The organism is Pseudomonas sp. PDM24 (genome assembly GCF_019218905.1).
Taxonomy (GTDB): Bacteria; Pseudomonadota; Gammaproteobacteria; order Pseudomonadales; family Pseudomonadaceae; genus Aquipseudomonas.
This window is the reverse complement of sequence record NZ_JAHUWR010000001.1, coordinates 1-18,616: the sequence shown is the minus strand read 5'-3', so window position 1 is coordinate 18,616 and position 18,616 is coordinate 1. Positions and strand designations below refer to the sequence as shown.

15 protein-coding genes are annotated in these 18,616 nt (G+C 59.2%); 5 read left to right on the top strand and 10 right to left on the bottom strand.

All coding sequences use genetic code 11. The features are described from left to right. Positions 1–139: 139 nt before the first annotated feature. The 6 genes from flgE to KW837_RS00050 form a co-directional block, all read right to left on the bottom strand. Positions 140–1,453 (bottom strand): flagellar hook protein FlgE, encoded by a 1,314-nt coding sequence (flgE, locus tag KW837_RS00075; protein ID WP_123495858.1) that lies wholly within the window; start codon positions 1,451–1,453, stop codon positions 140–142. Positions 1,454–1,483: 30 nt separating this feature from the next. Then, on the bottom strand, positions 1,484–2,173 hold the full coding sequence (gene flgD, locus KW837_RS00070) for a flagellar hook assembly protein FlgD (protein WP_218394114.1): 690 nt from the start codon (positions 2,171–2,173) through the stop codon (positions 1,484–1,486). 15 nt (positions 2,174–2,188) lie between these two features. Beyond that, entirely contained in the window at positions 2,189–2,632 is a 444-nt protein-coding gene (gene flgC / locus KW837_RS00065) for a flagellar basal body rod protein FlgC (RefSeq protein WP_007899122.1), read from the bottom strand. Between the two features lie 3 nt (positions 2,633–2,635). Beyond that, positions 2,636–3,043: a flagellar basal body rod protein FlgB gene (flgB, locus tag KW837_RS00060; protein ID WP_095634357.1), complete on the bottom strand. Its 408-nt coding sequence runs from the start codon at positions 3,041–3,043 to the stop codon at positions 2,636–2,638. Between the two features lie 355 nt (positions 3,044–3,398). Beyond that, positions 3,399–4,226: a protein-glutamate O-methyltransferase CheR gene (gene cheR, locus KW837_RS00055; protein ID WP_008071786.1), complete on the bottom strand. Its 828-nt coding sequence runs from the start codon at positions 4,224–4,226 to the stop codon at positions 3,399–3,401. Between the two features lie 46 nt (positions 4,227–4,272). Further along, positions 4,273–5,205: a chemotaxis protein CheV gene (locus tag KW837_RS00050; protein WP_123495854.1), complete on the bottom strand. Its 933-nt coding sequence runs from the start codon at positions 5,203–5,205 to the stop codon at positions 4,273–4,275. 81 nt (positions 5,206–5,286) lie between these two features. Between KW837_RS00050 and flgA the strand changes: the two genes are divergently transcribed. From flgA to KW837_RS00030, 4 genes are all read left to right on the top strand, one after another. Continuing rightward, positions 5,287–6,048 carry a flagellar basal body P-ring formation chaperone FlgA gene (gene flgA / locus KW837_RS00045; protein WP_032830386.1) on the top strand — a complete coding sequence of 254 codons (762 nt, stop codon included), beginning with the start codon at positions 5,287–5,289 and terminating at the stop codon, positions 6,046–6,048. A 169-nt stretch (positions 6,049–6,217) separates the two neighbouring features. Beyond that, positions 6,218–6,544 carry a flagellar biosynthesis anti-sigma factor FlgM gene (gene flgM / locus KW837_RS00040; RefSeq protein WP_123495850.1) on the top strand — a complete coding sequence of 109 codons (327 nt, stop codon included), beginning with the start codon at positions 6,218–6,220 and terminating at the stop codon, positions 6,542–6,544. A gap of 47 nt (positions 6,545–6,591) precedes the next feature. Next, entirely contained in the window at positions 6,592–7,059 is a 468-nt protein-coding gene (locus KW837_RS00035) for a flagella synthesis protein FlgN (RefSeq protein WP_008071798.1), read from the top strand. Between the two features lie 88 nt (positions 7,060–7,147). Next, on the top strand, positions 7,148–7,894 hold the full coding sequence (locus KW837_RS00030) for a flagellar brake protein (protein ID WP_008071799.1): 747 nt from the start codon (positions 7,148–7,150) through the stop codon (positions 7,892–7,894). A gap of 63 nt (positions 7,895–7,957) precedes the next feature. On the opposite strand, the gene KW837_RS00025 is transcribed toward KW837_RS00030, so the two are convergent. The 4 genes from KW837_RS00025 to KW837_RS00010 all read right to left on the bottom strand — a co-directional run bounded on the left by KW837_RS00025 (position 7,958) and on the right by KW837_RS00010 (position 13,229). Further along, positions 7,958–9,340, bottom strand: a complete 1,383-nt coding sequence (locus KW837_RS00025; RefSeq protein ID WP_218394113.1) for an MFS transporter — start codon at positions 9,338–9,340, stop codon at positions 7,958–7,960. 71 nt (positions 9,341–9,411) lie between these two features. Further along, complete coding sequence (locus KW837_RS00020) at positions 9,412–10,653, bottom strand: glutamine synthetase family protein (RefSeq protein ID WP_218395132.1); 1,242 nt, start codon at positions 10,651–10,653, stop codon at positions 9,412–9,414. 282 nt (positions 10,654–10,935) lie between these two features. After that, the gene (locus KW837_RS00015) at positions 10,936–11,628 is read right to left on the bottom strand and encodes a sensor histidine kinase KdpD (protein ID WP_192345623.1); all 693 of its coding nucleotides are present in this window, start codon (positions 11,626–11,628) and stop codon (positions 10,936–10,938) included. After that, positions 11,625–13,229, bottom strand: coding sequence for a tetratricopeptide repeat-containing response regulator (locus KW837_RS00010; RefSeq protein ID WP_052966588.1), 1,605 nt, complete (start codon positions 13,227–13,229; stop codon positions 11,625–11,627). The genes KW837_RS00015 and KW837_RS00010 overlap by 4 nt, the downstream gene beginning before the upstream one ends. Positions 13,230–14,169: 940 nt before the next feature. On the opposite strand from KW837_RS00010, the gene KW837_RS00005 reads away from it, so the two are divergent. Then, the coding region (locus KW837_RS00005) for a VCBS domain-containing protein (protein ID WP_218394112.1) at positions 14,170–18,616 on the top strand (4,447 nt) is incomplete at its 3' end.

Here is an 18,616-nt window from a genome sequence, read left to right as displayed (position 1 = left end):
GGGCGACATATATCCTGTAGGAGCGAGGCTTGCCCGCGAAGAGGCCAGCACAAACAACCAAAACCTCAACTCCCGACAAAAATCCAGGCCATAAAAAAACCCCTCTTGCGAGGGGTTCTTTATGCAGCACTATCAAGCATCAGGTCATCTGAATGATGGTCTGCATGATGGTGCTCTGGGTGGAGATGGTCTTGGCGTTTGCCTGGTAGTTGCTCTGGGCCTTGATCAGCTCGACCAATTCGTTGGTCAGGTTGACGTTGGACTCTTCCAGGGAGTTGGACACGACCGAACCCAGCGTGCCGGTTGTCGGCGCATCGACACCCGCCACGCCCGAGGCGAAGGTTTCTTTCCAGCGGGTACCACCGATCGGTTGCAAGCCTTGCTCGTTAGCGAAGCTGGCGACTGCAACCTGGCCGATGGCCTTGGTTTGCTGGTTGCTGAAGTTGGCGGTCATGACGCCGGTGGCGTCGATCGTCAGGCTGGAGATCTGGCCGGTGGCGTAACCATCCTGGAACTGGGCGGTACGAGCGGTTGGCGAGTTGTAAGAAGTGGTCAGCGCCATGTTGAACGCGATACCGCCAGTGGCAGCGACGGAACCGTTCGGACCCCAGGTCACAGGAGTCGTCGCGGCGTTGGTAATGGTACCTGGCACCCAACCGGTCATGGTCAGCGTGTTGCCGGTCTTGGTCCAGCCAGCACCCGCCGTCAGCGTATTGATGCTGCCATCGGAGTTGAAAGTGATGTCGGCGGTAATCGCCACTGGTGGCGTGGTAGCAGGGTTGGCCGGAGAACGACCATCCATGTAGGTATGGACACGCCAGGCGTTGGTACCCGTTTTCACGTAGTACTGATCCATGGTGTGCTCGTTACCCTGGCTATCGTAGACCTTGGTGGAAATGGTCTTGTTATAGCTGTTGGTATCGGTCGGGCTGAACGTGGCCACGGTCGGTAATGTTTCCGCCGAATTCAGGTTCATCGTCTGATCGACCTTGGTGGTCGGGTTTGGCTTGAGGCTCGACGTATCAATCTTCAAATCCGTCAACACACCGTTGATGATCTTGCCGTTGGCATCAACGCCATAACCCTGCAAACGGTTGCCGTTGTTATCGACCACATAGTTTTCAGCATCAGTCTTGAACGCACCGGCACGGGTGTAGCTCAGGGAGCCGTTGTCGCTGAGGATGAAGAAGCCGTTGCCCTGGATGCCCATGTCCAGCACGTTGCCGGTATTGTTCACGTCGCCCTGGCCAAACTGCTGGGAAACGTTGGCCAGGCGCACGCCGTTGCCGACGGTCTTGCTGCCGGTACCCAGGCGAGTGGCCGAGTACACGTCTTCGAATTCTGCACGGGAGGATTTGAAACCGGTGGTCGCGACGTTGGCGATGTTGTTGCCGGTCACGTCCAGTTGTTTGTTGGCTGCATAGAGACCGCTAAGGCCGATATTGAAAGACATATTCCACTCCTTGTGCCGTGTTAGTCGGCTCTATATACCAATGGTTTGTACTTTGGACAGGGCAACGCTGCCCATGCCTGCCAGGTTCAGCATCAACTCACCGCCGGTCTGGCTGATGGTCACGCTGTTAACGGTCGCTGGCAGATAAGTAATCAGCGATGTCGCCTTGCTGTCGATGGTGGCCGTTGCGCCGAAGGTGTAAGTACCCGCCGGTGCCACCGCGCCCGCATCGTCCTTGCCGTCCCAGATAAAACTGGCGTTACCGGCACTTTGACTGCCCAACTCGAGCGTACGGATGGTCTTGCCTTCCGAGTTGGTGATCTTGACGGTGGCCGCGGAAACCGAGGTAGGCACCACGACGGTTCCGTTGAGGCTCTTGGAGGTGTCGACCAGGGTTTTGTCGGTCTGCGCAATGACGGAGCGGCCCACCAGCGAAGAAGCCTGCAAGGCTTGCGAGGAGCTGTAGCTGCTGGCAAGGCCACTGACCGTATCGTTCAGCGTGGTGATACCTTCCAGGCTACTGAACTGCGCCAGTTGTGCCACGAACTCGCTGTTGTCCTGAGGATCGAGCGGGTTCTGGTTTTTCAGCTGAGTCACCAACAGTTGCAGGAACGCGTCCTTGCCCAGCGCCTGGCCGCCGGTAGCGGCCGAGGTCAGGCTGTCTTTGTTGGTCGGGGTCTGGACCGAGGAGTTGGCCAGAACATCGCTGATAACGCTCATATGAATCGCCCCTTATCACTGACCTAGGGTCAGGACCTTCTGCATCATGGTTTTGGCGGTGTTCATCATTTCGGCGTTGGTCTGGAACGAACGGCTCGCGGAAATCATGTCGGCCATTTCTTCGACGACATTGACGTTCGGGTAATAGACGTAGCCCTTGCCATCAGCAGCCGGATGGTTCGGCTCGTAGCGCGCTTCAAGGTTGCTCTGGTCTTCGACCACGCCCAGCACTTGCACGCCTTGACCGGCAGCGTCCTGGTTCTGGAACAGCGAATCGCTGCCGCCGCTCTGGCCGCCCTGGAACATGGTGGCGAATACCGGGTGGCGGGCACGGTAGGTCTGGTCGATGCTCGACGAGACGGTCTCGGCGTTGGCGATGTTCGAGGCGACGGTGTTCAAGCGAGTGGTCTGGGCACTCATGCCGCTACCGGCAATGTTGAAAACACTGGATAGAGACATGGATTACTCTCCGCGCAGGGCTGACACCAGCCCTTTGAATTTACTGTTGAGCAGGGTGAAGCTGGCCTGGAAGTTGACCGCGTTTTCCGCGTAATTCGACTGTTCCAGCTGGGCGTCCACGGTGTTCTGGTCGATCGACGGTTGCATCGGCGTGCGATACATCAGCGACTCGTCGCCATTGCCCATGCCTTCAGCTTCGATGTGACGGCTGTTGGTCATGTTCAAGGCGAACTTGCCGTTTTTGGTTTTCTCGTTCTGCTCGGCGAGCACTTTCGAGAAGTCCAGATCCCGAGCCTTGTAGTTCGGGGTGTCGGCGTTGGCGATGTTGTTGGCCAGGACTTCGGCACGCTGAGCGCGGAAGCCCAGGGCTTGTTCATGGATACCGAGCGCTTTATCGAAGCTGATGCTCATGTCGGGAAACCTTCGGGTGACCTGATTTTTCGTAACATGGACATAGCAAGCGGCGTGCCAATTCAAAAAAGCCCGTAAACCGGGGCTTTGCGCGCGGTGGCAAGCCGGCAATGCCAGAAAAGCGGCAACCGATTTCCGCCGCCTGCCGCTTTTCTGCCGCTTATCAGGAACTACACCGACCACTGTAGGAGCGAGGCTTGCCCGCGAAGGCGATGTGTCAGTCAGCGATTTTGTGTCTGATACACCGCCTTCGCGGGCAAGCCTCGCTCCTACAGGTAGTGCGGCGAGAATGAGAAATCAGGCACAAAAAAACGGGAGCCCCTGAGGACTCCCGTTTTTTTATGCCGTCAACGAATCACTTCGCCTGGTAAATGATCCCCGGACTGCACTGGACCATCTGGTAATGGTCCGGCAAACCGTTCAGCGCCTCGGACGCGCCAAGAAACAGATAACCGCCCGGCTTCAGCGTGCTGTGGATGCGCAACAGGATGTCTTTCTTCACCTCGGCGGAGAAGTAGATCAGCACGTTGCGGCAGAACACGATGTCGAACTTGCCCAGGCTCGCATAGCTGTCCAGCAGGTTGAACGAGCGAAATTCCACCCGACTCTTGATCGGCGCCTTGATCGCCCAACGTCCCGGCCCTTTCGGGTCGAAGTAACGCTGAAGGCGCTCGGGCGACAGACCGCGGCCGATGGCCAGGCTGTCGTACTCGCCGGTCTTGCAGTTGGTCAGCATGGTGCCGGACAGGTCAGTGGCAACGATCTGCACGCCCATCTTCAACTGCCCCATGTTGACCCGTTCGAACTCATCGATGGACATCGACAGCGAATACGGTTCCTGACCCGACGAACACGCTGCCGACCAGATCCGCAGGCGCTGGCCGGGGCTTGCCTTGATCGCTGCAGGCAAGACCTTGTTCTTCAAGACTTCAAACGGATAGGTGTCACGAAACCACAAGGTTTCGTTGGTGGTCATGGCATCCACCACCATCTCGCGCAAACCACTGCGCGGCTGGGTCTGGATGCGCTGAACCAGCTCACCCAATGATTTGATGCCCTGCTGCTCCATCAGTTTGTTGAGACGGCTCGAGACCAGGTATTGCTTGTTTTCACCGAGCAAAATGCCACAGGCTTTTTCCAGGAATACCCGGAACTGTTCGAAATCCAAATTACCCGTAGACAAAGATGCCGCCTCTTAAATCGTTTTGACCGCCAGGGGCAGAAGGCCCCTAGCTGTTATCTGCTGCTTTGATCCGGTCGACTACCCGGGATGCCAGGTCATCAGGACGGAATTTGGCCAGGAAGTCATCGGCCCCGACCTTCTTGACCATCGCCTGATTGAACACACCCGACAACGAAGTATGCAGGATGATATGCAGCTTTTGCATGCGTGGGTCGTTGCGGATCTCAGCCGTCAGGGTGTACCCGTCCATCTCCGGCATCTCGATGTCGGAGATCATCATCAGGAACTCTTCTTCCGGCTTCTTGCCCTCATCGACCAGCTTGCGCAGGTAATCCAGCGCTTGCCGGCCGTCATTCAACGCCACCACTTCGACGCCGACGGTTTGCAGGCAACGGGTCACCTGCTTGCGCGCCACCGATGAGTCATCGACCGTCAGCACGCGCAAGGACAACGCCTTGTGCTGAGTCTCGACATCCACCACGCCCACCGAAATCGCTTCCGGTGTCGGTGACACTTCCGCCAGCACCTTCTCGACGTCGATGATTTCGACCAACTGATTGTCGACCCGAGTCACCGCCGTCAGGTAGTGATCGCGCCCGGTGCCCTTGGGTGGCGGATGAATCTCCTCCCAGTTCATGTTGACGATGCGCTCTACCGATCGAACCAGGAAACCCTGAGTCTTGGTGTTGTACTCCGTGATGATCACGAAGGGATTGCTTTGATCTTTCAGCGCTCCGGAGCCGGTCGCCATCGCCAGATCCAGAATCGGAATGGTCGCCCCCCGAATATTCGCCACACCGCACACGACAGGACTGGACTTGGGCATCAGGGTCAGTTTGGGGCATTGCAGCACCTCACGAACCTTGAACACGTTGATCCCATACAGCTGCTGGCCGTCGAGACGGAACAACAACAGCTCAAGGCGATTCTGCCCCACCAGTTGCGTGCGCTGGTTCACCGAATCCATTACACCAGCCATGCCCAGACTCCTACACCAACGCTAAGTGTGTTGCGACGCACATTCTTCACTAAACGGCACGGCGCTTGCTTTTTAACTCTTATGAACACAGAACCGACATTTTTCCGACACCTGACATCAGCCTGCCGCAGATTACTCTGTGCGATGTCGGCCGTTTGCCTGTTCAACGCTGGCAGCCCTGCCCTTGCTGACGCGGTTACCTTGCCTGACATGCTTATCGGCGTCACTCAGGGCTTTCTTGAATTCACCGTAGAAGACTATCTGGCCACCAGTCAAACGCAAGGACGCTACGAAATCGAGGTCAACCAGCTCGATCCGCGCCTGCGCATGCCTATGTGCGACAAGGAATTGACAGCCACCCTCGAGAGCCCCGCGAGGCCTCTGGGCCGGGTTACGGTCAAGGTTCGCTGCGACGGTGCCTCCCCCTGGACAGTCTTCGTACCCGCTCAAGTACGGCTGTTTCGCGACATCGTGACCACCACTCGTCCGCTCAAGCGCACAGGGATTATCGAACCTCAGGACGTGACCCTTCGCGAACGCGATATCAGCCTGATAAATCAGGGTTTTCTGACTTCCGTCGATCAAGCGATCGGACAAAAACTGACCCGACCAATGGTCGCCGATCAGGTGATTACCCTGGTGCACCTCGAACAGGCGGAAGTCATTCGCAAGGGCGATCAAGTAGTGATTACCGCCCGCAGTGGTACGCTCAGTGTGCGTATGCCGGGTGAAGCGCTGTCCAATGGCGGCATGAGCGAACAGATTCGCGTGAAAAACCTCAACTCCCAGCGGGTCATCAAGGCGCAAGTCACCGCGCCCGGCCAGGTGGAAGTTTCCATGTAAGCGGCCATGTAGTTTGTGAAGAGATGGCGCGCCACTGGGCTGTTGCCTAAACTGTGCCGCATGCAGGACACACGCTGGCGCATGCACGCTCATTGATAAATGGGCCTAAAGTTTTCACAAGAAGAGCCGAAAACATGGCAAGCGTCCAAATACCCAGAGGTTTTTTGTCATGGTCATCGATTTCAGTCGTTTAAACAGCTCCTCGTCACTTACGGGCAGTACACGTACCAGCGCCGCGAAGGAAACCGCCGAAGCCGGCCAATCCGCACCGCTGAATACCCCGGCCGAACAGGCCAGTACCACCAAAAGCGGGGAGTCGGTACACCTCAGCAATGAGGCTCAACAGTTGCAGAAGGTCACTGACAAGCTGCGCGATCAGCCTGCCGTCGACAACGCCCGCGTGGCCGAGTTGAAAGCAGCGATTGCCGATGGCAGCTATAAAGTCGACAGCAACCGTGTAGCCAGCAAACTGCTCAACTTCGAAGCCCAGCGCTAGGCCACGGCCGCGCCAGGCTTTTGGACGCTTAAAACCCAAGGCCAGCCATGCACGACACTAATTTACTGCAACTGATCATCGACGACTTTGCCCCGGCGCAACACTTGCTGGAGCTGCTGCAAACCGAGTCCCTCGCGCTGCACGGTCGCGACATGCCACTGCTCGAAGAGATTCTGGCGCAGAAACAGGCATTGATCATTTTGCTTGAGCAGCATGGCCGCAAGCGCAGTGAAATCCTCGCCAGCCTCAACCTGCCGACCAATCGCCAGGGCCTGGAGCAACTTGCCAGCCATTCGAGCATTGGCGATCAGTTGCTGGCACAGAGCGATGTGCTGACCGACCTCCTGGCCCAGTGCCAGGCCGCCAACGTTAACAATGGCCAGTCGATTCTGGTGCAGCAGGCCGCCACGGCCAACCAGCTGAAAATCCTCACCGGCGGCGAGCCGCCAGCGCTCTATGATGCCCGCGGTTCAACCTCCAAGCTCGCAAAGCCACGCCCGCTCAGTCAGGCTTGAGCCTTTCAATGAGCACGCTCTATCAAGACGCGAAACATGCTGGCAGAATGCTAGCCAGTAGTCATATTTGTCTGGAGATTGATGCCCCGTGTTCAATGCCTTAAACGCGGAAGATGCTCCGCAGCCACCCAAGGTGCTCACTACGCCCCTGGAAATCTCCGGCAATCTGCGTCAGCTGCAAGACAGCCATGACCCGCTGATCATCACGTTCCATGAGCGCAGCCAGCGCTTCCAGAGTTATCTGGTGGACATCGACCGTGACAGCAACATGATCGCGCTGGACGAAATGATCCCGCGCGATGGCGAACGTTTTCTGCTGGCCGGCGAACCGTTCAAGGTCGAAGGCTTCCACGACGGCGTGCGCATCGCCTGGGAAAGCAATGGCCCGCTGACCATCGACGACTCCGGCGATGGCCGCTGCTACCGTGGCGCGCTGCCCGATGAGGTGGTTTATCACCAGCGCCGCAATGCTTTCCGCGCCGCGTTGAAGCTGGCGCAACTGGTCAACGTCGATCTGGGTGGCGACAAACTCAAATCGGCCATCAGCGGCAAACTGCTGGACATCTCCGCCACCGGCTGCAAATTGCGCTTCGAGGGCGACATCACCGCTAGCCTGCAACTGGGCCAGGTCTATGACCGCTTCGTCGCTGCCCTGCCCTTCGGCAGCATGACGGCACCGGTCGAACTGCGTTACCTGCATTTCGAAGAAAAGATCAACACCACCTTCGCTGGCGTGCGTTTTCACAACATGAGCGGCCTGGTGCAGCGCCAGGTCGAGCGGTTCGTCTATCAGCTTCAGCGCGAAGCGCGGCGTTTCGATAAAGACGACTTCTGATACGCCACGCCCATAAAAAACGGGCAGTCCCTTGCGGTGACTGCCCGTTTTTTTATGCCTTGGTCAAGGCCGCGCTTCGGTAAAACTTTGCTCGCGACCTGCGTCAGGGTCTTCGGGTTCCGAATCTGTTTCAGCTTCGGTTTCCGGCTCGGCATCCGGATTGAAATCAGCCTCCGGGTTGACCGGGTTCTGCATCTGATCCTGCACTACCTGTTCATCGACTCGCGGGTCCAGGCAAGCGACCAATGGCGAGCTCGACATGCTGTCCGGCATGGCCACGTGATGCAGCGGAGCATCGTCCACCTGATGCAGGTTGGTGACCGCTTTGGGGCGAATTCGCCACACCAGCACCAGCGCAAAGAAGCTGAAGAAGGCATAGAGCATCTGACTGCCGAACAGCTTCATCAACACCCCGGCTACCAACGGTCCGATACTCGCGCCGACACCATAAGTCACCAGCAGCATCGCCGTCAGCGACACCCGGCGATCACCCTCGACGTGGTCGTTGGAGAACGCCACCGCCAACGGGTACAGGCAGAACTGCACCAACGAGCAGAGGAACCCGGCAATGAACAGCACCTCCAGCGGCACCTGCTGCATGATTGCCAGCGGCAACGCGGCCAACGCCAGGCTGAACGCGAAACAGCGGATCAACAGCGCCCGGTCATAGCGGTCCGACAGCCAACCCAACGGCCACTGCACCACCAGGCCTGCAAAAATGCAGCTACCCATGAACAGACCGACCTGTTCGGTGGACAGCCCTTGCTGCGAGGCATACAGCGGCGCCAGACCGTAGAACGAACCGACGATCAAACCCGACCCCAACACCGTGCTCAACGACTGCGGCACACGCTTGATGAAGAAGCGTGGTTCCATCGGCGCCGGGTGCAAAGGCGCCGGGTGAATCCGCCGCGTCAGGGCCACCGGTACCAGGCACAGGGCGAAACACAGTGCGACCAGCATCAGCAGTTCCAGGCCCAGGCCCGGGTGCATGACCAGAATCAGCTGACCCAGCACCAGCCCCAGGTACGAAGCGATCATGTAGCCGCTGAACACCACGCCACGCTTATTGGCTTCTGCCTGCTCATTGAGCCAGCTTTCGATCACCATGTACTGGCACATCATGCCCAGGCCGACGATCACCCGCAGGAACAGCCACGCGGGCAACCAGTCCACCAGGCCATGGCCCAGCACTGCCGCGCCGACGATCCCGGCGCAGGCTGAATAAGCTCGAATATGCCCGACCCGGGCAATCAGCCGATGGCCGATCTTGCCGCCCAGCACCAGGCCGAAATAGTTGGCCGCCATCAACGCACCGACCCACAGGCTATCGACTTTATCGGCCGCCAGGCGCAGGGCAAGGTAAGTACTCAACAGGCCCGAGCCGATCAACATCATCAGCGAGGCGAAATAAAGCCCCCGAAAAGATTTCAAGATTTGGCGCATCGGCGTTCCGAGCGGCTCCTTGCAGTGAGTATCGGGCTATCGACAAACGATAGCCCGACGGCGACGGGTCGTCAGGCCTGGGCTGCTAGAACACGCCGTTCCCAGGGAGTAATTTCATCAAAGAAGCTGGTCAACTCCATGGTCTTCGAAGCGATGTAGCCTTCGATGAACTCCTTGCCGAACAGTTCCTTCGCCAATTGGCTACGTTTCAGACGTTCGAGAGCGGCATGCAAGGTACACGGCAACGAAAGATTATCCGGCACAACGAACTCACCCTGGATCGGCTCGCTCGGCTCCAGTTTGTTCTCGATGCCATACAACCCTGACGCCAGGCTCGCGGCGATCGCCAGATACGGATTGGCATCGGCCCCCGGCAAGCGATTTTCGACCCGACGAGCGACCGGTGAACTGGCCGGAATGCGCAGTCCGGCCGCGCGATTGTCGTGGGACCAGCAGGCATTGTTCGGCGATGCGAAAGGATGGCACAGGCGCTGATAGGAGTTCACGTTCGGCGCAAACAGCGCAGTGAAATCCGCCATGCCGGCCTGCTGGCCACCGATGAAATGACGGAAGGTCGCGGTCGGCTCGCCGGCCTTGTCGCTGAACACGTTACGCCCGGTGCCGATCTCGACGATGCTCTGATGAATATGCATCGAACTGCCCGGTGTGTGCGCCAACGGCTTGGCCATGCAGACCACGGTCAGGCCATGCTTGAGCGCCACTTCTTTGAGCAGATGCTTGAACAGTAAAGTCTGGTCGGCCAACAGTAGCGGATCGCCGTGCAGCAGGTTGATCTCGAACTGGCTGACACCCATCTCGTGCATGAAGGTATCGCGCGGCAAGCCCAACGCCGCCATGCATTCGTAGACTTCATTGAAGAACGGCCGCAAGCCGTTATTGGAACTGACGCTGAACGCCGAATGACCGTCCTCGCGACGACCGTCCAGGCCCAGTGGTGGCTGGAAGGGTTGCGTCGGGTCAGGGTTGGGCGCGAAGACGAAGAACTCCAGCTCGGTCGCCACCACCGGCGCCAGACCGAGGGCGGCATATCGAGCGATCACGGCCTTGAGTTGGCCGCGGGTCGACAATGGCGAGCTCTCGCCAGTCAGTTCGTCCGCATCACAAATGGCCAGCGCCCGAGGCTGCGGGCTCCAGGGCAAACGGTGGATCTGCGCGGGATCAGGCACCAGCGCCAGGTCGCCATCATCACTGCCGTAAAAGCGCGCCGGCGGATAACCGCCCATGATGCATTGCAGCAGCACTCCCCGCGCCATCTGCAAACGCCGCCCTTCAAGAAATCCTTCGGCGGTCATCACCTTGCCGCGTGGTACGCCGTTCAGGTCCGGCGTGACACATTCAATCTCATCAATGCCCGTCAATCGCTGCGCGAGTGAACGATGGCCATCGGTTGTCATGACGCAATCCTTGTTGTTGTACGAGCCGCGAACGGCGACCCGTACAAAATAGGCTTCGGCTGTTCGGAATATCAAGCAGCGTCAAACAAAAAGGTGGAGGAACCGCCGAAGGCTGCGATCTTTTGACTTTGCTTTTTAAAGGCAACATCAAAAGATCGCAGCCTTCGGGGATTGTGTCTGTCAGGGGAGATACAGGCTGAACACGCCACCGCCCAACGGGCCGCCATTGCTGATTTCGGTGCGTCCGCCCACGCCGTTGCGCTGATGCAAGGCGGCAATCCGTCCGGCAAAGTACAGGCCCAGGCCGGTGCTGCCACTGCTGTGGTTGATGCCCTGCACGTAATCGGCCTGACGCTCGATCATCTCGGGCGGATAACCCTCACCATCGTCGTTGATGGTCAGCACCAGTTGCCCGGCCTCATCGCTGACGCTGATCAACAAGGCATGGCGGGCGTAACGAATGGCATTGTTGATGCAGTTGGCGAGTACCGAGGCAATCAGTTCCCGGTCGAAGAAACCCAGCGGGCTCAACGGGTCCACTTCATAGCTCGCGATAATGCCGCGGCTGGCGAACACTTCCTGGTGAGCCGCCAGTTGCGCCTCGATGAAATCATCCAGCTCATGGTAGGCCGGCTGCAACGGCATCTGGTTGACACCGAGTTTGTACAGCCCCAGCAATTGCACCAGCATGCCATTGAGGTGGGCGAACTCGAAGTCGATCACGCCCTGCTCCGGGGTGTGTTGCTCGGGATCGGGCAAGCGCGCCAGCCATTGACTGTGCGCCTGCATCAGCATGGCCAGGGAGTTCTTCATGTCATGCACGGTGGAAGCAATCACCGTGGAAAAGTCGAGTGACGGTTCGCTGTCGATCATTCGCCGAACGCCTTGATTTTCAGTTTCTGGTAGCGCGGATAACGCGCGTCGGTATCGGGCATCAGGCCGACGGTTTTCAGGCAGGCCCGGCATTCTTCCAGTTCGGCCGACGGCACGCTGGTGTCAGTGCCGTGCAGCAACGACTGCGCCATGTTCAGGGCAATACTGATGTTCTTCGGCTGCAACGCCAGGGCTTTGCGGAATACATCCCGGGCTTCCACCAGGTTGCCGGTCTTGTACACCCGCACGCCCTGACGGTTAAGGTCGGCGGCTGCGTTACCGGAGTTGAGGATGGTCGGGTCGTCAGTCAGTTTGGCGATGCCTTTCATCACGGTCGGATCGTCGCCGTAGATTTCCGCACAGTTTTTCAGCATCGAAGCGCCGGCACTTGCCTGCCCCAGCATTTGCAGCTGTTTGGCCACCAGCAGCGCCGCTTCGGCGCTCATGAACTGCTCCATGCCATCGAGACGCATCATCGCCTGCTCGGTGAGCTTCTCGGCGGTTTCGGCATCGTTGAGCAACAGACTGGTGGCTTTCATCAGGCGCGCACGAATCTGCAGGCCGGGGTCGGAAGGGTTCTCCTTCGCCACCGCACTCAGCGTGGTGTTGATTTCGAGGCGGGTCCGGGTGTCCAGGCCTTTCTCACTGCCCTTGCTGATCAAGGCATGGGCCAGGCCGAGGTTACTTTCCGCATCCTTGAAACGTGACTGCGCCCCTTGGGCCACCGCCTGGCGATAGGCTTTGGAAGCGGTATCGAAATCCTCGTTGGCCATTGCCAGCTTGCCCAGTAACGCTTGCCGGCGCACCGCCAGCGGCGACAGGCGAATAGCCTCTTCCAGGACTCTCTGCGCCCCCTTGGTGTCGCCTTCGGCGACCAGCACATCGGCCATGCCGTCGTAGAGGGCCGGCATCATCGGGAAGACTTTCAGGGCTTTTTCATAAATGCCTTTGGCCTGGCTGACCTGGCCGCGCTTGAACAGCAACTGGCCCAACCCGGCAAATGCCCATGGCAAAGGCCGATCAGCAATGATGCTGTCATAGAGACGCTCCAGCGCTTCGTTCTGGTTCAAATCGCGCAACGCATCGGCGCGGTAACGCAGGCACAGTGGTGAATACCGAATGTCCTGTTTGCACAGGGCAATGCAGGCATTGAGCACTTCAACCGGTTTACCCCGGTCAAGGGCTTGCAGGATCGGTTTGAGCAACGTTTTGCGCTGCTCCAGCCGTTCCAGGCGCTGGGCCAGGCCGGAACGGTTGAACGGCTTGGTCAGGTAAGCATCAGGCTCGTGCTCCAGTGCGCTGAGCACCATGGCCTGGCTGGTTTCGGCAGTGACCATGACAAACACGCTTTCATGGCTGATCAGCTTCTCGATCATCAGGTCTTCGAGTACTTGCTGACCGTTCTTCTTGCCGTCGCCCAGGTGGAAGTCCTGCAGGATGAAATCGTAAGACTTCTGCGAGCACATGCGCAGCGCCTGTTCACCGGTATCGGCGGTGTCCACGTCCTTGACGCCCAGCTCCCGCAGCATGGACCTGACGGAACTGCGGAAATCCGAGAAATCATCGACGATCAGGAAGCTTTTTTGGTGATACGACAGCATCGAAGATTTCCAGGCAATTTAAGAAGAGCAACTTAAAGGCAGCTAACGGGCGAGCTCGGCTTCGCGGCCTTTTCGGCGCGCAGATGATAGCGGGAGGCCATAGGCTATCAAGCGATTTCGCATAAACCCGTGATGATGCTTACCGGTCGGCGGTGACGAAAACCACAACGACCGACCGGGTTATCGGCCAGTAGTCGCGTTCCCTTGAAGCGGCGGGTGTGCAATCGCGTATTTCGTTGTCACGACAGACTTTCCACGTAAGCCGTCGGGTGGTTCGAGCATGAAAAAAACCGACATAGGAATGCCCTGGCGGGGCTTTTTTAACCGCTGACGTTGCAACTTGAGGGTGTCCCAGCACTGGAAATACGCAGCCAGACCTTGCCGCATAAGGGTTTCAGCTCATTTGAGGTGCACCCGTGTTGAGTGTCTACGCCCCCTTCGCCAAAAACAAATCGACATAATATTGACACCAAAACCTCCACTTGTCGGAATATTGGCACATCGTACTGTTACCTTCGGTTAACACCTTTACAAAGCCTGAGCCCACAACTAAACACACATCAAACTGATATCAGGAAAGGCCGTACTCCTGAGTCAGGGCTATCCCAAGACACGGCCTCATTCAGCCATTACTTCAGGAGTCCCTTCCACATGGGAGCTCTCAGATTACTGCGCGCCGTGCGCAATGCAGCCTCAGGCTCGGGCCGACGTTCGCCCAACCTGAACTGCGATCCGCTCCTCGAATGCGGCGAGCTTTTCCACCCCCGCAACACCCGCGCGCCTCTGCCGGCAGCGCTTGTCCCGTCAGCTGGCCGACGATGTCCGGCGGCCGCCTCGCACCACTCTTGAACGACCTGAGCGGTGCAAGAACGGGACTTCGCCCTGTTAGCAGTCCCTAGCGATTCCAAAAATAAAAAAATGGCATTTTCGGGAGAAAGACATGGCTACCACCACAACGACCAGCGGCGGCACCGTTACTTCGCTTTCCAACACTCCGCAGGCGCAGGACGACATTTTCACTGCCGGAGTTATTGGCACGAGCACCGCGGCCATCACCGAAGACCTGCTGGGCGTCGTGTACCTGGACGTCATGTCCAATGACCTCGGTGGCAACGCGAAGACACTCTGGTCACTCGATGACGCGACCAGTCTTTCCACTGCCACCAAGGTTTATGCGCCGGCCGACCTGCTGGTCCAGGACACCGGCAGAATTGAGGCGACAAGTACTGACACCAGTTTCAACGGGGCAAAGATCTGGATTACCGCCGATGGCAAGGTCGGCTACGACGCCGCTACGTTGTCGACTACGTTCAAGGCACAACTCCAGGCGCTGGCAGCTGGAGGGTCCCTGACGGACAGTTTTACCTATGCGATTCGTCTGGGTAACGGCACGCTCAGCTGGGCTACCGCGCAGGTACAGTTCGCTGGCATGAATGACAGTGTGACGATGAGCCTCGGCGCCCAGGCCAGCACGGTAACCGAAGATGCGAGCACGACTCCGAGCACCACTGACTCGCTGAGCGCGACAGGCACTATTGCTTTTAGCGATGTAGACCTGAGCGACACGCATACCGCCTCTTTCGAGGCTGCGGGAGGCAATACAACCGCGCTGGGCACCTTCGTCCTTGCCCCCGTGACCGAAGCGGCCAACACTGCCGACGGCTCCGTTAACTGGACTTACACCCTGAATAATGCGGCAGCCCAATCCCTGGCCCAGGGGCAAACAGTTACTGAAACCTATGTGGTCACCATCAATGATGGGCATGGCTCGTCGACCACGCAGAATGTGATGATCACCATCACCGGCACCAACGATCAGGTGCAGATCACCAGCGGCGTGCAAGCCGGCGATGCCGGGGAAGACAGCGGCGACTACTCAGCCAGCGGCAACATCACCTTCACCGACGTCGACCTGATCGACACCCACAGCGTCACCGTCACGCCGGGCGCATCCGGCTATCTTGGCAGTTTCACCACTAATCCACTGAGCGACAGCACCGGCACGGGCAGCGGTTCGCTGGGCTGGAACTTCGCGGTGAACAACACCGCCCTGCAGTTCCTCGGCGAAGGCCAGAGCGTCACGCAAACCTATAACGTGGCGATTGGCGACGGCGCGGTGCAGACCGTGACCATTACTCTCACCGGTACTAACGATCGGCCGACGCTGACGATCGCCGACAGCAGCGGCGCAATGAACGAAGGTAATGGCACCGCCACGCTGAGCGACAGCGGTGCACTGAGTTTTGCCGATGTGGACAACATCGACGTGGTGACTGTGTCGCACACCTCCAACGGCAACATCGCCTGGAGCGGCGGCACGCTCAATGCGGGCGTGGCTTCGGCACTGGTGGCCGGCTTCTCGGTCGATCAGAACAGCTGGGACTACAGCAGCAACCAGAACCTCGACTTCCTCGGTGCGGGTGAAACCATCACCTTCTCGTACACGGTGGTTGCCACCGACAACAGTGGCGCGGCTAATGCTGCTTCGGCGACGCAGACTGTGACCATCACCCTCACTGGCACCAATGACGCACCCGTGCTCAGTTTCGCGACAGGCAACGATATCGGCGCCGTGCAGGAAGACACCACACTCAACGTCAGCGGCCAGTTCAGTTCGGCCGACATCGATCACGCTGCCACCGCCACCTGGAGCATTGCCGGTAGCAATACCGGCAGCTACGGTTCGATCGCCGTCGACAGCACCGGCCAGTGGACGTACACCCTGGCCAATGGCACCGATGGCGTTGCCAGTGCCGTGCAATCGTTGAAGGCTGGCGAAAGTCACAATGAAGTGTTCAGCGTGCAGGTCAGCGATGGCCTCGGCGGTGTCGATACTCATCTGGTGACCGTCACCGTCAGCGGCACTAACGATGCGCCCGTGCTCAGCTTCGCGACGGGTAACGATGCCGGCGCGGTAAAGGAAGACACCACGCTCAGCGTCAGTGGCCAGTTCAGCTCGGCCGACATCGATCACGACGCCACGACCAGTTGGACCATCAATGGCTCGGCTACGGGAACCTACGGCTCGATCGCCGTCGACAGCACCGGCCAGTGGACGTACACCCTGGCCAATGGCACCGATGGCGTCGCCAGTGCCGTGCAATCGTTGAAGGCTGGCGAAAGTCACAATGAAGTGTTCAGCGTGCAGGTCAGCGATGGCCTCGGCGGTGTCGATACTCAGCTGGTGACCGTCACCGTCAGCGGCACTAACGATGCGCCCGTGCTCAGCTTCGCGACCGGCAATGATATCGGCGCGGTAAAGGAAGACACCACCCTCAGCGTCAGCGGCCAGTTCAGCTCGGCCGACATCGATCACGACGCCACGACCAGTTGGACCATCAATGGCTCGGCTACGGGAACCTACGGTTCGATCGCCGTCGACAGCACCGGCCAGTGGACGTACACCCTGGCCAATGGCACCGATGGCATCGCCAGTGCCGTGCAATCGTTGAAGGCTGGCGAGAGTCACAATGAAGTGTTCACCGTGCAGGTCAGCGATGGGCTCGGCGGCATCGATACTCAGCTGGTGACCGTTACCGTCAGCGGCACTAACGATGCGCCCGTACTCAGTTTCGCGACGGGTAACGATGCCGGCGCGGTAAAGGAAGACACCACGCTCAGCGTCAGCGGCCAGTTCAGTTCGGCCGACATCGATCACGACGCCACGACCAGTTTGAGCATTGTCGGTAGCAATACCGGCAGCTACGGCTCGATCGCCGTGGACAGCACCGGCCAGTGGACGTACACCCTGGCCAATGGCAGCGACGGTGTCGCCAGTGCCGTGCAATCGTTGAAGGCTGGCGAGAGTCACGACGAAGTGTTCAACGTGCAGGTCAGCGATGGCCTCGGCGGCGTCGACACCCAGCTGGTGACCGTCACCGTCAGCGGCACTAACGATGCGCCCGTGCTCAGCTTCGTGACCGGCAATGATGCCGGCACCGTGCAGGAAGACACCACCCTCAGCGTGAGTGGCCAGTTCAGCTCGGCCGACATCGATCACGACGCCACGACCAGTTGGACCATCAATGGCTCGGCTACGGGAACCTACGGCTCGATCGCCGTCGACAGCACCGGCCAGTGGACGTACACCCTGGCCAATGGCAGCGACGGTGTCGCCAGTGCCGTGCAATCGTTGAAGGCTGGCGAGAGTCACGACGAAGTGTTCAACGTGCAGGTCAGCGATGGCCTCGGCGGCGTCGACACCCAGCTGGTGACCGTCACCGTCAGCGGCACTAACGATGCGCCCGTGCTCAGCTTCGTGACCGGCAATGATGCCGGCACCGTGCAGGAAGACACCACCCTCAGCGTGAGTGGCCAGTTCAGCTCGGCCGACATCGATCACGACGCCACGACCAGTTGGACCGTCAATGGCTCGGCTACGGGAACCTACGGCTCGATCGCCGTCGACAGCACCGGCCAGTGGACGTACACCCTGGCCAATGGCACCGATGGCGTCGCCAGTGCCGTGCAATCGTTGAAGGCTGGCGAAAGTCACAATGAAGTGTTCAGCGTGCAGGTCAGCGATGGCCTCGGCGGCATCGATACTCAGCTGGTGACCGTTACCGTCAGCGGCACTAACGATGCGCCCGTGCTCAGCTTCGCGACCGGCAATGATGCCGGCGCGGTAAAGGAAGACAGCACCCTCAGCGTCAGCGGCCAGTTCAGCTCGGCCGACATCGATCACGACGCCACGACCAGTTGGACCATCAATGGCTCGGCTACGGGAACCTACGGTTCGATCGCCGTGGACAGCACCGGCCAGTGGACGTACACCCTGGCCAATGGCAGCGACGGTGTCGCCAGTGCCGTGCAATCGTTGAAGGCTGGCGAGAGTCACAATGAAGTGTTCAGCGTGCAGGTCAGCGATGGCCTCGGCGGCATCGATACTCAGCTGGTGACCGTTACCGTCAGCGGCACTAACGATGCGCCCGTGCTCAGCTTCGTGACCGGCAATGATGCCGGCACCGTGCAGGAAGACACCACCCTCAGCGTGAGTGGCCAGTTCAGCTCGGCCGACATCGATCACGCTGCTACGGCCACTTGGAGCATCGCGGGTACGAATACCGGCACCTATGGTTCGATCGCGGTGGATAGCACTGGCAAATGGACTTACACCCTAGCCAATGGCACCGATGGCATTGCCAGCGCGGTGCAATCGCTGGGGGCTGGCGAAAGTCACGATGAAGTGTTCACCGTGCAGGTCAGCGATGGCCTTGACGGCGTGGACACTCAGCTGGTGACCGTTACTGTCACCGGTACTAACGATGCCGCCGTGTTGTCCGCCGACATCGCCAATCTGACCGAAACCAATGCCCCACTGACCACCAACGGCACCTTGACCATCAGCGACATCGACAGCGCCGCAACCTTCGTCGCCCAACCCAACA

What these genes read in the sequence shown, in the direction of transcription:
- flgE (WP_123495858.1), bottom strand. Translation starts at nt 1,453, where the DNA reads ATGTCTTTCAATATCGGCCTTAGCGGTCTCTATGCAGCCAACAAACAA.
- flgD (WP_218394114.1), bottom strand. Translation starts at nt 2,173, where the DNA reads ATGAGCGTTATCAGCGATGTTCTGGCCAACTCCTCGGTCCAGACCCCG.
- flgC (WP_007899122.1), bottom strand. Translation starts at nt 2,632, where the DNA reads ATGTCTCTATCCAGTGTTTTCAACATTGCCGGTAGCGGCATGAGTGCC.
- flgB (WP_095634357.1), bottom strand. Translation starts at nt 3,043, where the DNA reads ATGAGCATCAGCTTCGATAAAGCGCTCGGTATCCATGAACAAGCCCTG.
- KW837_RS00050 (WP_123495854.1), bottom strand. Translation starts at nt 5,205, where the DNA reads ATGGCTGGTGTAATGGATTCGGTGAACCAGCGCACGCAACTGGTGGGG.
- flgA (WP_032830386.1), top strand. Translation starts at nt 5,287, where the DNA reads ATGAACACAGAACCGACATTTTTCCGACACCTGACATCAGCCTGCCGC.
- flgM (WP_123495850.1), top strand. Translation starts at nt 6,218, where the DNA reads ATGGTCATCGATTTCAGTCGTTTAAACAGCTCCTCGTCACTTACGGGC.
- KW837_RS00035 (WP_008071798.1), top strand. Translation starts at nt 6,592, where the DNA reads ATGCACGACACTAATTTACTGCAACTGATCATCGACGACTTTGCCCCG.
- KW837_RS00025 (WP_218394113.1), bottom strand. Translation starts at nt 9,340, where the DNA reads ATGCGCCAAATCTTGAAATCTTTTCGGGGGCTTTATTTCGCCTCGCTG.
- KW837_RS00020 (WP_218395132.1), bottom strand. Translation starts at nt 10,653, where the DNA reads ATGACCGCCGAAGGATTTCTTGAAGGGCGGCGTTTGCAGATGGCGCGG.
- KW837_RS00015 (WP_192345623.1), bottom strand. Translation starts at nt 11,628, where the DNA reads ATGATCGACAGCGAACCGTCACTCGACTTTTCCACGGTGATTGCTTCC.
- KW837_RS00010 (WP_052966588.1), bottom strand. Translation starts at nt 13,229, where the DNA reads ATGCTGTCGTATCACCAAAAAAGCTTCCTGATCGTCGATGATTTCTCG.